Below are 13,467 nucleotides of genomic sequence, written 5' to 3'. Positions count from 1 at the left end.
TGCTGTGTTAGTGCCTCGTTAATCCTGCCAATTCATGCTCCTCCACCTGCCTTTACGCCAATCTTTACGCTTAAATCAGCCTTATTATTGATACTCCTTGTTGGAGGTTAATTGTACTTTCGCCCTGAGCGAGTATGGTGAACGCTTAGAGCGTTTTAGCGAAGGAGATGCACATGGCACAGCAATATCGAGTTGAACACGACACTATGGGTGAGGTTAAAGTCGCCGCCGATTGTTATTGGGGCGCACAAACCGAGCGTTCGCGGCAGCACTTTCGTATTGGTGCTGAGGCATCTATGCCTGTCGAAGTGATCTACGCTTTTGGCTATTTAAAGAAAGCCGCCGCTATTACCAATCAACAGCTTGGCGTCTTGCACCAAGATAAAGCTCAACTGATTGCCCAAGTGTGCGATGAGCTGATTGCAGGCGAACTCGATGCGCAATTTCCTTTAGTGATTTGGCAAACGGGCTCGGGCACGCAAACCAATATGAACGTCAATGAGGTGATTGCCTATCGCGGCCATGTGCTCTCGGGCGGGCAACTCTCCGATACGGTTAAATGTTTGCACCCCAATGATGATGTTAACCGCTCGCAATCCTCCAACGATACTTTCCCCACCGCCATGCACATTGCCGCCTATCGCCAAGCGGTTGAGCTCGTTTTGCCCTGCATGAGGTTATTGCAGCAGAGCTTGCAGGATAAGGCCGATGAGTTTGTGCACCTAGTCAAAATCGGTCGCACACATTTTATGGATGCAACACCGTTAACGTTAGGCCAAGAGTTTTCGGGTTACGCCGCGCAGTTAAGTCATGCCATCGAAGGCATTGAGCACAGTCTCAAGCGGGTGGCCGAGTTAGCTTTAGGTGCGACCGCCGTCGGCACTGGGCTGAATACACACAAGGATTACGCCGTTAAGGTGGCGGACAATATTGCAAAACTCACGGGTTTGCCCTTTGTGACGGCGCCGAATAAGTTTGCTGCCCTTGCTGCCCACGATGAATTAGTCGCCCTATCGGCGGCCTATAAAGTGGCGGCGGTTAGTTTAATGAAGATCGCAAATGATATTAGGATGTTAGGTTCTGGCCCGCGCTGCGGCATTGGTGAGTTATTACTGCCTGAAAATGAACCCGGTTCGTCGATCATGCCGGGAAAAGTCAACCCGACTCAGGTCGAGGCCATGACTATGGTGTGCGCGCAAATCATGGGTAATGATGTCGCCGTTGGGATTGGCGGCAGCAATGGTCAGTTTGAGCTCAATGTGTTTAAGCCGATGATTATCGCCAATGTGCTGCAATCGGGGCGCTTATTGGGGGATGCTTGCCAGTCGTTTAATGACCATTGCGTAGTCGGCATAGTGGCGAATGAGCCACAAATCGCGCAGCATGTGGAGAACTCACTTATGTTAGTGACAGCGCTAAATCAACATATCGGTTATGAAAAGGCCGCTAAGATAGCTAAAAAAGCCCATAGTGAGCATAAGACACTGCGCCAAGCGGCATTAGAACTTGAGTTTGTGACTGCAGAAGAGTTCGAGCTTTGGGTCGATGCCAATAAGATGTTGGGACCCGATGCTTAATGCTTAATTCAAAACGTCTCATCCTAGCTGCTGATAAATCAGCGAAATTGAGGCTGGCAATGAATCAATATCGTGGGCCAAGACAGTGTGAAGAAACAGTGGAGTAAGGATGCTGAAGCATTCGCAGTGTTAATGTTTACGGTGCATCGAATGATAAAAAACAAAAAGCGAACCAGAGGTTCGCTTTTGAGTAATAGCCTGTATCAGAACAGCTTAGTCTTGGGTGTCAGCGTCTACCACTTCAGCCCACAGATCGTGTTCGTCTGAATGGGTGATGCGGGCACGAACCAACATACCTGGCTCAAGTTCAGTTTCACCATTGATAAACACCATGCCGTCGATTTCTGGTGCATCGGCGAAGCTGCGGCCAATGGCGCCTTCTTCGTCGACATCGTCAATCAGAATATCTAAAGTACGGCCAACGAAACGGGCCAAACGCTCGGCGCTGATCTCGGCTTGGAGTTCCATAAATCTGTGGTATCTGTCTTCTTTCACTTCTTCGCTGATAAGCTCGGCGATAGTGTTGGCGACAGCGCCATCGACTTCAGAATACTTAAAGCAACCTACGCGGTCGAGACGAGCTTCTTTCAAGAAATCGAGCAGGATTTGGAAATCCTCTTCGGTTTCACCTGGGAAGCCGACGATGAAGGTTGAGCGGATCACCAGATCTGGGCAGATTTCACGCCAGCGTTGAATCGCTTCTAACTGACGGTCAACACGGCCTGGACGCTTCATCATCTTGAGGATGCGCGGGCTTGCATGCTGCATTGGAATATCCAAATACGGCAGAATCAAACCTTCGGCCATCAAGGGGATCAAATCGTCAACCCATGGGTAGGGATAGATATAATGCAGACGCACCCAAGCGCCCATTTTACCCAGTTGGCGCGCTAGGCTAGTAATGTCTTGCTTGACTGGCATACCGTTCCAAAAATCGGTACGACCGCCTTTGTCTTTGCCGTAGGCCGAGGTGTCTTGGCTCACAACTAGAATTTCTTGTACGCCTGATTCCACTAAACGCTTAGCTTCATCTAAGATGCTGCCCGCTGGGCGGCTGTCGAGATCGCCACGTAGCGAAGGGATGATGCAGAAAGTACAACGGTTGTCGCAACCTTCTGAAATCTTTAAATAAGCGTAATGCTTAGGCGTTAACTTAACCCCAGTTTGTGGGATTAATGAGGTGAAAGGGTTGTGCTCTGGCTTAGGCACGTACTTGTGAACATGCTTCAACACCGCTTCGTAGCTGTGTGGGCCAGTGATTTCTAACACATCTGGGTGCACTTCGCGGATTTGGTTTTCTTTAGCGCCAAGGCAGCCAGTGACGATCACTTTGCCGTTTTCTTCTAAGGCTTCACGCACAGCATCCAGAGATTCTTCCACCGCAGCATCGATAAAGCCGCAGGTATTGACGATAACTAAGTCGGCATTGTCGTAGCTGTTCGTGACTTCGTAGCCGTCGATGCGTAACTGAGTCAGAATACGCTCTGAATCCACGAGGTTTTTTGGGCAGCCCAAAGACACGAAACCGATGCGATTCCCAGTGGTAACAGCATTAGTGCTTGCTGCTTCTAATGTTTTGACTGGGATATCAAGCGTGGTCGTTTGCTTGGGTTTAAAAGTTTCAACTGTCATGGTTTCTCGCTGAGGTATAAGCCGCCTTAAAAAAGTTGGCGGATTATACCTGAAGTGATTAAAAGGTACAGTAGCTTTGGCTGAAAAGTGTACAACTGGGGCGCTGAATATGCCAGTTAACCCTAAGGCCTATTCTGGGTGTGGATATAGGAAGATAAGCCAAAGATCCATGGTCGAACTCATCTGGATAAAAAGCGCTAAAAAATTTTCAGAAAAATTAACCCTTTTTAAAATTGGCCGCGTTTATAGGGGCAAGAGACAATTTCTTGATGCTGTTACATATTGGCACAAGTATTGGCACTTTTTACTGATAGCCTAAGCGCTAAATAAGCGACACAGTCGTTTTAGCCGTCTCGTTTTGAATATGCGTTCTATTTGAAGTGGTTTAGGTATAAGCACATTATTTTGGAGTAAGTTATGAAAAATTCTCTTTTAGCGGTATTGGTGGCGGGTGGTCTTTTTTCTAGCGTGTTTATGGCGCCAGCGGTACTCGCCGCTGAGGTCGATTTCCCGCATATTGAAACCATGGGGGTGAGTCAAATCCAAGTTGAGCCCGATATGGCGGATGTGAATGTGGAAGTGGCCGTGACCGAAAAAACCGCTAAAGCCGCCAAAGATAATTCCGATGCCGCCGTGGCTAAGTTTATCGCCCGTCTCACCGCCGCGGGTGTGACTAAAGACCAGATCCAGAGCGCGAATTTAAATCTTCAACCGCAATACGTCTATGTGCAGGATAAGGCTCCTGAGCTGACGGGTTATACTGCCAGTCGCCAAATTACTGTGACGGTAACAGACTTAAGCCGCTTGAATGCAATCTTAGATTCTGCCTTAGAAGAGGGTATGAATCGGGTGAATAACATCGCCCTTAAGTCGAGTAAAGAAGCTGAATACGTCGCCAAAGCACGTCAAGCTGCGATTGTGGATGCCAAACAAAAAGCCGAATCTTTGGCTAAAGGCTTTGGTGAAAATCTCGGTAAGATCTGGCAGATCCGTTATTACGATCAACGCCCTGTGCAACCTGTCATGTTACGCATGAGCGCTAAAGCCGATGGCATGGGCGCCGCCGAGAGTTATCAATATGGTCAAGTGAGCATAGAAGATAGAGTTGAAGTGATTTATAGACTGAAGTAAATCAGTCTGAGGCCTATGGTGATGGATGAAGCTCCTATTGGGATTCATCCATTTTTTTATGCCGTTTACAATCGTTTTATATTTTTGGAAATAGCATTCTTCACTCTATATGTGATGGATTTTATTAGGATGATGAACAGTAAAAACTGGCAAATTTAAGTATTTATCCTCACACTAGTAAGGTTAATGTTTAGGAGGCCGTTTATGGATTTTCCCGCTCGAATAAAGCAACAAACTTGCATGGATTGCTTAAGTGGTAAGTCATTAGGATTTGAAATTCGAATGGCATTTCAACCTATTATCCATTGGCCTAGTAGTGAGATTAGCGGTTATGAAGCCCTGGTTAGAGGCCCTGATGGTGAAGGGGCTGCGTGGGTGTTTGAGCGGATTAATGAAAATAATAAATACTATTTTGATCAGGCTTGCCGTGTTAAAGCGATAGAAACCGCTTCAAAGCTGGGACTCGATAAGATGCTCAGTATCAACTTTTTACCTAATGCCGTATATAACCCTGAGACCTGTATCCGCGCGACGATTGAAGCCGCCGACATGTATGGGTTTGATATTCACAAAATTATGTTCGAAGTGACTGAGGGCGAGCAAATTGTCGATCGGGCAAAATTAGTCCGTATCTTCGAGAGCTATGCTAAGCGTGGTTTTATCACGGCAATCGATGATTTTGGCAGTGGTTTTGCTGATTTAAGCTGGCTCGAAGCCCTGCGCCCTCAAGTATTAAAACTTGATATGACCTTGATCCGTGATATCGATCTTGATAGAGAAAAGCAGTTAGCCGTGGATGAAATACTGCGTATTTGTTTAGAGCTTAATACAAGAGTTTTGGCCGAAGGCATTGAGACTGAAGCCGAACTTAATTATCTCGCTGGAATAGGGATTGAGTATTTTCAGGGGTATTATTTTGCCAAACCACAACTCGAATATTTAAGTTCCTATGAAGAGCTGAGCTTTCACGCCCCAAAGTAAATGGTTAGGTGGATTGATATCGTTGCACGATTAGAGTGATAACACGTGCTAAGACTCGATGGATAATTCGTTGTTTCTGATATCGGCTAACTGATATATCATGCGCCACCTAAAATTGCCCTTGTTACCTATTCGCTACTATGTCTTCCAACGCGCTCTATACCGATTTATCCGGTTATTACGATTTAATGTGTTCCGATATAAACTACCATCAACAGAGCGCGAGTATCCATCGTCTGCATCAGTTCCTCGGTAATAATGGTAAGCAACATCTTGATTTAGCCTGTGGCACCGGTCCGCATGTGCGGCATTTTATCGACCTTGGTTATCAGTGCAGTGGCCTAGATATCAATCAGCCTATGCTAGACATGGCCATGCGTCGTTGCCCTGAAGCTCAGTTTAACCTCCAAGATATGACGGCGTTTTATTTAGAAGAGCGCGTCGATTTGATTACCTGTTTTTTATACTCCATCCATTACAGTGCTTGCATCGAACGCCTTAAAAGCTGTATCGCCAGTGTGCATAGCGCACTTAATGATGGTGGGCTGTTTTGTTTTAATACGGTTGATAAGCACAGAATCGATAACACAAGCTCGATTAAGCATTTTGCCGAGTTTGAGGGCAACCATTTCGCCTTTGAATCTGGTTGGCATTACAGCGGACAAGGTGAGAAACAGTCATTAAAGTTGAGTATTGCCAAAAGCAGTCAGCCGTTTGCTGAGGTCTCGCCTTTACCTGTCTCTGATATGAAAGGCTTAGGCTCGCTGGAAGCTGGGTTACACGCCGCAGGTTTGCAAGAAGTGGGCTTACAAGAAGTCCACAGTATTGAGCAATGGCAAGATCAACATGCTATGGTCGCTACCAGCTTCACTGAGCTGCAGGAATTGTTAGCGCCCTATTTTGAAGTGCATGTTTTCGAACACGATTATGAAAGAATTGTCCCGTGGGATTTAGCATCAGGTAATGCGCTGTTTGTTTGCGTGAAGATTTGACCTTCTGTTGAAGTTTGGTAACAGAAGGTCTGCTCATAATGTCAGTGTTACTCGTTAAATCTCGCTTCTCTTTCAGTCTGTTTTTATGTAAAGCCAAATTAAAGTTGTAGGCTTCACTCTTAATTTTTCATCAAGAGTCGACCAAAAGGGGAAAGTACCGTTTCCCTTTTGGATATTCCTTGCCAAATAACGTCCATGTTTAACAATCAGTTCGTCATCCATAACTCTTGTTTATAACGCTGCGGCACAGTATTCCCGTTAAAGCTTGCTTTAATAAACTTGCTTTAATACATTATTCGCACAATAGAAATGATAATGGAATTAATTAAATGTAATTATTTTGTGTGTTTATTTTGTTGCCTATGAAATAGTTACAATTTCACAGGCAATAAATACATTAATACAAAATTAGCACTGCTTTAGTGTAAGTATGAAAAAAGTTTCATGTGTTTTATAAAAATAGTTAACTCGAATTTAAAATATTAAAATAAATCTATGGTATTGATAAGTAAGGTTATTGTTTTAATTGTGTATTGTTCTGAGTGTGGTTTTGCGAGGTTGGCATTATTTTTGTAATGTCCTTAGTGTATTTAAATAATTAACTAGGAGTACTTTATGAAAAATCCCATTCTTACTTTAGCTGCCATTATTTCTTTAGCCTCTTTTAGTACATATTCTCATGCTAATAACATGAGCAACAGTGATGCCGCAGAAAACGGAATCTATGTCGGCGCTAACTACGGTTATTTAAAAGTCGATGGCGATGATGATTTTGATGATAATAGTGATGTAATGCAGGGTCTTGTTGGTTATAAGTTCAATAAATACCTTGCTCTTGAAGGTAGTTACATTAACTTTGGTGATTATGGTAATGGTTTAGCAAATGCCGAAACCGATGGTTACACGGCAGCCCTTAAAGTCATGCTTCCCATTGCAGACCGAGTTGAGCTATATGCTAAAGGTGGTCAGTTATGGTATTCGACAGATTATGACGTCGTCGGTTTTTCTGGCAATGACGATGGCGAAGGTGTATTCGCCGGCGCCGGTGTGGCATTTAAAGTCACAGATCGATTTTTAATTAATGCTGAGTACACTTGGTATGATGCAGATATTAATGTCGATAGCGTCGCCAATGGCGGAAAAACGGATACAGACTTTAATCAAGCCAGTATCGGTGTTGAATATCGCTTCTAATTATTTGTTGTTGATATTTATAATTTAAGAATTAATTATCTAGGTGTGACACGCTAAGTGTCACACCTTTTTTATATGGTTAATATGTCTCTCATAGTTTTTTAAAGCAAAGTAAAAATCAAGGTTGTGGGGTTTCACCCCACACCCGACCAAGAGGGGATCAACAGCAATTCCCTCTTGGATCTCCCTTGCCGCTCCCTAACGGAGTTGAAAGCCCCTTGGGCAATTAGTGTCCTTATGCTATCGCGTCAGACGCTCGTCCCTGATTCGACTGACGCTATCTCGGCATCCATGCCTCGATCACGCAACTAACGCTAATGCCCTGCGGCAACTCCGAGGGGATGGTGAACTTCTGACGCCGCGGTGTTGGCCGTGATTCCAAGAGCGTTATGCATGTCCCATCTTTGCCGCTTAAATTTTATTTTTACTTTTTTGATTGAAAATGCGACATAGTATATTGAATGCTCTATTCAGCATAAGATAATGTATAAGCATTTAGGAAATGCTTGGTGTACTAGAATGAATCAAAATTAGAGTGCGCCATTCAGGGATGAAAAACTAATCAGTAGTCTCTAATGTTCTTGATAAGTTAATTTCAGCCAGTTATTAAAAATGTTTTTAATAAATTGAATATGGGATAAATATGACAAGAAAAAAAGAGTCATTAGCAATAGACAAAATTTTTGAGGAAATTAGTGACTTTCTCATTATTGGTTTGACTGGCAGAACTGGTTCAGGTTGTTCAACTTCTGCCAAAATTCTATCTGCTGAAAGCTTAGATCTACCCGATCCTGGACAGTCTCATTTTGTCGGTAATGAGCAGAGGAAATATAGGATTATAAAGAAATATATTGAAAAGAACAGAAAGCCATTTGAATGGCTTCAAGTTAGAACAATTATAACGAGTTATATATTAAGGTTGAATTTCTCGTCATTCTGTATGTTGGTTAGTGATATTTTAAATGTTGAATTAAGTTTGGTTTCTGAGCATCTTGCTGACTTCAAAATTGAATACATTAAGTCTAGTGATAGAGTTAATTCGTATTTTGAGAAGGATGTAAATACAGTTGAGAGCTTAAATGCAGGTAAATTAGAATGTTATGATATGTTTTTTAAATGGTTGCCAGATTTTTCGAATGAATTGAAATCTAGATTGTTAGGGATACAATCTGGTGGATATACTAAAATATATCAAGTCGTAGGAGATAATATTAGGTCTTCAGGAACAGCTAACATTAAGGAGTTTAATCAAAACTTCATCTTTTCTTTCCCAACTATGATAAATAGGATAATAAAATCAGCTCGATATGTATGTAGTATGGATGCTAAACCATGTAATATAGTCGTTGACGCTATTCGTAATCCATATGAAGCCGTTTATCTTAGAGATAGGTATTCTGGATTTTATCTTATGTCAGTAAATACTGATAACGATAATCGTTTGAAATATTTAATGGAAAGTCATAAGTTTACATCAAGTCAAATTAAAGAGTTGGACAGTAAAGAGTATCCTGAAAAGTTGTCTGGTTACAATAAATATATTTCTCAGAATATTCAAAAGTGTATTGAGCTTGCGGATATACACATAAATAATCCTCGTGAAAACCAATTTGGGCATAGTGAGTTAAGGGCTCAGTTGGCTTGGTATGTGGCTTTAATGCTACATCCTGGTTTAGTCATGCCAACATCAACAGAAAGCTGTATGCAGATAGCATATAGTGTCAAGCAGAACTCGGGATGTATTTCTCGTCAAGTTGGTGCTGTTGTTACCGATGAAAGATATTCAGTTAAAGCCGTTGGGTGGAATAATACGGCAGAAGGTCAGGTTCCATGCTTGTTGAGAAGTGCTGAGGATTTATTAAATGGATTCGATGAGGCCGCTTATAGTAAATATGAAAAGAATAATATTGAATTTAGAGATGTTCTTCATGAAAAATTTAACTTAATTCGTAGATATAGTCATCTCGATGGACGTAATCTATCTTTTTGTTTTAAAGACCTTCAGAATCAAGTTGAACAGAAGAAAAATCAAGTACACACACGTTCTTTACATGCGGAAGAAAATGCTTTTTTACAGATATCTAAGAATGGCGGGCAAGGAGTTAAAGGAGGTATTTTATTTACAACTGCTAGCCCATGTGAGCTCTGTGCTAAGAAAGCTTATCAATTAGGAATTTCTAAAGTTGTATTTATAGACCCATATCCAGGGATTGCAACTCCTCATATTATTTTTTGTGGTGCTCATCCTCCTAAGCTTGAATTATTTAGAGGAGCTTTAGGAAGAGCTTTTTATCAATTATATCAACCTATCATGCCATATAAAGATGAACTTGAAGTCTTACTGGACATAAAAGGTGGGGTTGATAAAAAGGATATAACAATTCGCAGACTCAAGACAGAGGCTGAAATCCTTACTTCAGAGAATGAAAATCTAAAAGAAACAATTATGAAATTACAACTAACGATTAGTAGTGAAAAGTAATAAAGAAACTTATATTCTATTTTGGGGTCTTAAATTTAGTTCTTTGGTGTTTAACTAGCCACCCATTGTTAAATTTGCAAAGTGTATGCTTGTAAAAAGGCATACAGATTGCTGAAGAGTTGGTTGAATTAAGCATTGGCATATAAGTGACCGTTGACGGCATGGATGCCGTCGTTGAGCCCTCATGGATGAGTTCATGGCGTGTCACTGGAATGACAGTGCTTAATCATCAGCGATGTATTGGTTAAGTTTGTGAATGACTTAAACAAAAAGGCGCCTAAGCGCCTTTTCTACTATTCAGCTATGGGTAAACCACCCAAAACCTCAGATTTGCTTACAACTCACTATTACACAATCAGATCATACTCATCTTTGAGGATCTTAATGATATCTGCCTTAGGATTCGCTGGCAGCGGAATCGCCGCGCCAGTCACTTTCTCGGCAACGCCGGTGTAAGTGCGTGACACTTGCATCATGGCCTCAAGTGGGAGGTCATTGTCGCGGGCGAGTGCTTCACGCTCTGGCATTCTGTCTTTGTTGAGCAGCACATCAGGATCGGGGAAATGATTTAGCAGGAATTGGCGGAAACCCTCTTTAGAGTTTTCTAAAATCTTGCCATCGCGGTAGGCGGCGCCGTCCCAAATACGTGATGAGTCTGGAGTGCCGACTTCATCCATGTAAATCAGTTTTGAATTGCCATTTTTATCGGTCACATAACCGAACTCAAATTTAGTGTCGACAAACACTTGGTCAATGTCGGCCAGTGCTTTTGAAATCACTTTAAAGCCATCTTTTAACAGCTTCTCATACAGGTCGATATCTTCTAACTTTTCAAAGCCAAAGGCTTGGTAGTTGGCTTGGATATCGCAGCGGCTGATGTTCACGTCATCTTGGGCTGGCACGCCTGGGATGCCGGTTAAAATACCCTTAGTCGATGGGGTGATTAACAGCTCAGGGAGCTTTTGATCTTTCTCTAAGCCTTCAGGCAGTGTGATGCCACAGAATACTCGCTCGCCCTTAGAGTAAGCGCGCCACATTGAGCCTGTGATGTACTGGCGGCAAATGGCTTCGACTTTAATGGGGCGGGCTTTTTGGACTATCCATACGAACGGGTGCGGGATATCCAAAATATGGCTGTCGGCTAGGCCGTTTTCGGCGAACAGTTTAAACCAGTGGTTAGAAATCGCGTTTAATGCCGCGCCTTTACCGGGAATGCCTTTGAGGCCACCTTCACCGTGGAAGATACAGTCGAAGGCCGAGATACGGTCGCTGATCACCATGATGGCGAGCGGGGTATCTTCGGGGACGTTATAACCCTTGGTTTTGATTAAACGGCGGCTGTCGGCATCGGTTAGCCAGTAAACGCTGCGAACCTTGCCGCTGTGGACTGGGCTGTCGGTGCGGATTGGCAAATCGTTATTCACGGCTAATACGGAATCAGCAAGACTCATGACGAGTATTCCTTAGGATAGAGAGTGTAGGGATAAGGTTTTTATAAGTGTCGGTTTGCAGATGGACTATGGCGTTAGCAACAGCCAGATTTATTGCAACCGCTTTATTATTCGCGCTTGGCTTAGGGCGTAAAGCGCTCAGCCAGTTTGCGGGATTTGATGTTAAATCTTGAACAGCAAAAGGGGTATTTTCGGGCGGTGTTTGAATTGTGTTGGGTGGAGATAATGCAAGGGAGGGAACAAACGCAGGGCAAGGTTGGCACCACAGTGAAAGTGGTCTGCGAAAGCGGGCTGGGCCCGTGCCATTTTGCTCGAAAATGCTAACCATTAATCCGAGAGAACCTTGTTCTAGACTGCCGCGAAAAAGTGGCGACATTCTACCTTTTTTGACAAAATTTGCCACGGCTATTTGCATCGCTCTTTACACAGCCCTTTACACTGCTCTTTACATAGTTCTGTGGCTTGAATCTAGCGGGCATAAGGATTTGCAAGGGAATCACGCGCTAACACTCAGTGTTGAGCATGATGGAGGGCTGGTGTTCTGCGGACGAGCGAATGTTGAAGGGCTGTATTTTAGCGCGCTGATGTGCGAGCTTATGATGTAGCTGCAGCCGACAAGACCATCAAGCTAAATATCCAATGGAGGGAATATGAGCACAAGTCATCCACATCTAGATAGCGACAGAGAATTGATATTAGAGCGGATTATCGATGCGCCGCCGGAAAAACTGTTCCGCGCGTGGACCGAGCCTGAGCTTCTCAAAATTTGGTTTACGCCAAGGCCGTGGACTGTGGCTAGCGCGAGCTTAGATGTGCGTGCTGGCGGCACTAACGTGATTGTAATGCGCAGCCCTGAGGGGCAAGATTTCCCGAATCGCGGTGTGTATCTCGAGGTGGTTGAGAATGAGCGTATCGTATTTACCGATGCCTTTACCGAGGCATGGGTGCCGTCCGACAAGGCCTTTATGACAGCAACCATCACCTTTGAACCTGTGGACGGTAAGACCAAGTACACTGCGCGGGTGCTGCATTGGAATAGCGAAGATAGGCAGAATCATGAGGATATGGGGTTTCATCAGGGTTGGTCTAAGGCGACCGATCAGCTTGAGGAACTCGTCGCGAACATTTAGCCGGTGAGTCTCAAGCCTCGTATCAGAGAGTAAACAATAAGCAGTACCTAGCCCAATTGCCCTGCATTATCATATTGTTGGGGATTGGGCAGGATTAGAGGTGTTATGTCGTCACAGAAAGAAGTGCCAGTGCTTAAACCATCAGTGCTTGCGCCATCGCAACTGGCGCAAAGCGCGGTTTTGCAGGGCAATAGTTTTTTATCAAAACAGTTTAATGGCTTGTCGGAATTAGCCCAAGAGCTACAGGGCATCGAGTTCGAGGATTGCTGCTTTCAAGACTGTCATTTTAGCGAGAGCGTTTTTCGTAAATGTAAGTTTATCGATTGTCGCTTTGTACGCTGCAACTTGAGCTTAGTGAAAGTGCCCCAGTGCCAGTTCAGCGGTGTCGAGTTTGAAGAGTGTAAGTTAGTCGGTATCGATTGGACCCGCGCCGCATGGTCGCGTTTATCCTTTGCCGCGCCTTTTTCCTTTAAGCAATGTATCTTAAATGACTGCTCATTTTTAGGCTTGTCCCTCGATGAAATCATCATCGAAGAGTGTAAGGCCCACGATGTGGATTTTCGCGAGGGCAGTTTCAACCAAGCCAATTTCACCTACACGGATTTTAGTCATAGTCTGTTTGGCCGAACTCAATTATTGGAGGCGGATTTCAGCGAGGCCTCAAATTACGATATCGACATTTTTAACAATAAAATCAAAGGCGCTAAGTTTAGCCGCGACGAAGCGATTCGCCTGCTCAACTGCCTCGATATAGAGCTAATGGATTAATGCGATTGTAATCAGTTTGGGCCCGCTAGCGTGATGTTCTTATCCTGCTAGGGTTATCGCAATTGACTGAAATATCAGTTTTCTTCTAAGCCGCCAGTATCCAAAGCTGGCGGCTTTTTTCTGCCCGTA

The 13,467-nt window shown here is 43.8% G+C and carries 11 protein-coding genes; 8 read left to right on the top strand and 3 right to left on the bottom strand.

Going from position 1 to position 13,467, the window contains the following annotated elements; translation table 11 throughout:
* Positions 1-173: 173 nt before the first annotated feature.
* A complete protein-coding gene (fumC, locus tag L5M37_RS12975; RefSeq protein ID WP_263172894.1) occupies positions 174-1,577 on the top strand; it encodes a class II fumarate hydratase in 1,404 nt (467 codons plus the stop codon).
* Between the two features lie 213 nt (positions 1,578-1,790).
* Here fumC and rimO read toward each other — a convergent pair whose 3' ends face one another.
* The gene (rimO, locus tag L5M37_RS12970) at positions 1,791-3,209 is read right to left on the bottom strand and encodes a 30S ribosomal protein S12 methylthiotransferase RimO (protein WP_198573078.1); all 1,419 of its coding nucleotides are present in this window, start codon (positions 3,207-3,209) and stop codon (positions 1,791-1,793) included.
* Between the two features lie 417 nt (positions 3,210-3,626).
* Here rimO and L5M37_RS12965 point away from each other — a divergent pair, with 417 nt between their 5' ends.
* From L5M37_RS12965 to L5M37_RS12945, 5 genes are all read left to right on the top strand, one after another.
* Positions 3,627-4,340, top strand: a complete 714-nt coding sequence (locus L5M37_RS12965) for an oxidative stress defense protein (RefSeq protein WP_263200712.1) — start codon at positions 3,627-3,629, stop codon at positions 4,338-4,340.
* Between the two features lie 204 nt (positions 4,341-4,544).
* Entirely contained in the window at positions 4,545-5,321 is a 777-nt protein-coding gene (locus tag L5M37_RS12960; protein ID WP_263200710.1) for an EAL domain-containing protein, read from the top strand.
* 140 nt (positions 5,322-5,461) lie between these two features.
* Positions 5,462-6,313 (top strand): class I SAM-dependent DNA methyltransferase, encoded by an 852-nt coding sequence (locus L5M37_RS12955; RefSeq protein WP_263200708.1) that lies wholly within the window; start codon positions 5,462-5,464, stop codon positions 6,311-6,313.
* Between the two features lie 615 nt (positions 6,314-6,928).
* On the top strand, positions 6,929-7,507 hold the full coding sequence (locus L5M37_RS12950) for a porin family protein (protein ID WP_263200705.1): 579 nt from the start codon (positions 6,929-6,931) through the stop codon (positions 7,505-7,507).
* A gap of 643 nt (positions 7,508-8,150) precedes the next feature.
* On the top strand, positions 8,151-9,989 hold the full coding sequence (locus L5M37_RS12945) for a deoxycytidylate deaminase (RefSeq protein WP_263200703.1): 1,839 nt from the start codon (positions 8,151-8,153) through the stop codon (positions 9,987-9,989).
* 347 nt (positions 9,990-10,336) lie between these two features.
* Here the strand turns inward: L5M37_RS12945 and L5M37_RS12940 are convergent, their stop codons facing one another.
* Entirely contained in the window at positions 10,337-11,440 is a 1,104-nt protein-coding gene (locus L5M37_RS12940; RefSeq protein ID WP_263200700.1) for a phosphoribosylaminoimidazolesuccinocarboxamide synthase, read from the bottom strand.
* On the bottom strand, positions 11,427-11,855 hold the full coding sequence (locus L5M37_RS12935; RefSeq protein WP_219250647.1) for a hypothetical protein: 429 nt from the start codon (positions 11,853-11,855) through the stop codon (positions 11,427-11,429). The genes L5M37_RS12940 and L5M37_RS12935 overlap by 14 nt, the downstream gene beginning before the upstream one ends.
* A gap of 235 nt (positions 11,856-12,090) precedes the next feature.
* On the opposite strand from L5M37_RS12935, the gene L5M37_RS12930 reads away from it, so the two are divergent.
* Both L5M37_RS12930 and L5M37_RS12925 read left to right on the top strand, forming a co-directional pair.
* Positions 12,091-12,570, top strand: coding sequence for an SRPBCC family protein (locus L5M37_RS12930; RefSeq protein WP_263200698.1), 480 nt, complete (start codon positions 12,091-12,093; stop codon positions 12,568-12,570).
* Between the two features lie 105 nt (positions 12,571-12,675).
* The gene (locus L5M37_RS12925) at positions 12,676-13,338 is read left to right on the top strand and encodes a pentapeptide repeat-containing protein (protein ID WP_263200696.1); all 663 of its coding nucleotides are present in this window, start codon (positions 12,676-12,678) and stop codon (positions 13,336-13,338) included.
* Positions 13,339-13,467 lie beyond the last annotated feature (129 nt).

Origin of the sequence: Shewanella sp. SM69 (genome assembly GCF_025653985.1) — a bacterium.
Lineage (GTDB): Bacteria > Pseudomonadota > Gammaproteobacteria > Enterobacterales > Shewanellaceae > Shewanella > Shewanella oncorhynchi.
The sequence above is the reverse complement of the archived record's forward strand: the minus strand, read 5'-3'. Positions and strand labels throughout refer to the sequence as shown.

What these genes read in the sequence shown, in the direction of transcription:
- fumC (WP_263172894.1), top strand. Translation starts at nt 174, where the DNA reads ATGGCACAGCAATATCGAGTTGAACACGACACTATGGGTGAGGTTAAA.
- rimO (WP_198573078.1), bottom strand. Translation starts at nt 3,209, where the DNA reads ATGACAGTTGAAACTTTTAAACCCAAGCAAACGACCACGCTTGATATC.
- L5M37_RS12965 (WP_263200712.1), top strand. Translation starts at nt 3,627, where the DNA reads ATGAAAAATTCTCTTTTAGCGGTATTGGTGGCGGGTGGTCTTTTTTCT.
- L5M37_RS12960 (WP_263200710.1), top strand. Translation starts at nt 4,545, where the DNA reads ATGGATTTTCCCGCTCGAATAAAGCAACAAACTTGCATGGATTGCTTA.
- L5M37_RS12955 (WP_263200708.1), top strand. Translation starts at nt 5,462, where the DNA reads ATGTCTTCCAACGCGCTCTATACCGATTTATCCGGTTATTACGATTTA.
- L5M37_RS12950 (WP_263200705.1), top strand. Translation starts at nt 6,929, where the DNA reads ATGAAAAATCCCATTCTTACTTTAGCTGCCATTATTTCTTTAGCCTCT.
- L5M37_RS12945 (WP_263200703.1), top strand. Translation starts at nt 8,151, where the DNA reads ATGACAAGAAAAAAAGAGTCATTAGCAATAGACAAAATTTTTGAGGAA.
- L5M37_RS12940 (WP_263200700.1), bottom strand. Translation starts at nt 11,440, where the DNA reads ATGAGTCTTGCTGATTCCGTATTAGCCGTGAATAACGATTTGCCAATC.
- L5M37_RS12935 (WP_219250647.1), bottom strand. Translation starts at nt 11,855, where the DNA reads ATGCAAATAGCCGTGGCAAATTTTGTCAAAAAAGGTAGAATGTCGCCA.
- L5M37_RS12930 (WP_263200698.1), top strand. Translation starts at nt 12,091, where the DNA reads ATGAGCACAAGTCATCCACATCTAGATAGCGACAGAGAATTGATATTA.
- L5M37_RS12925 (WP_263200696.1), top strand. Translation starts at nt 12,676, where the DNA reads ATGTCGTCACAGAAAGAAGTGCCAGTGCTTAAACCATCAGTGCTTGCG.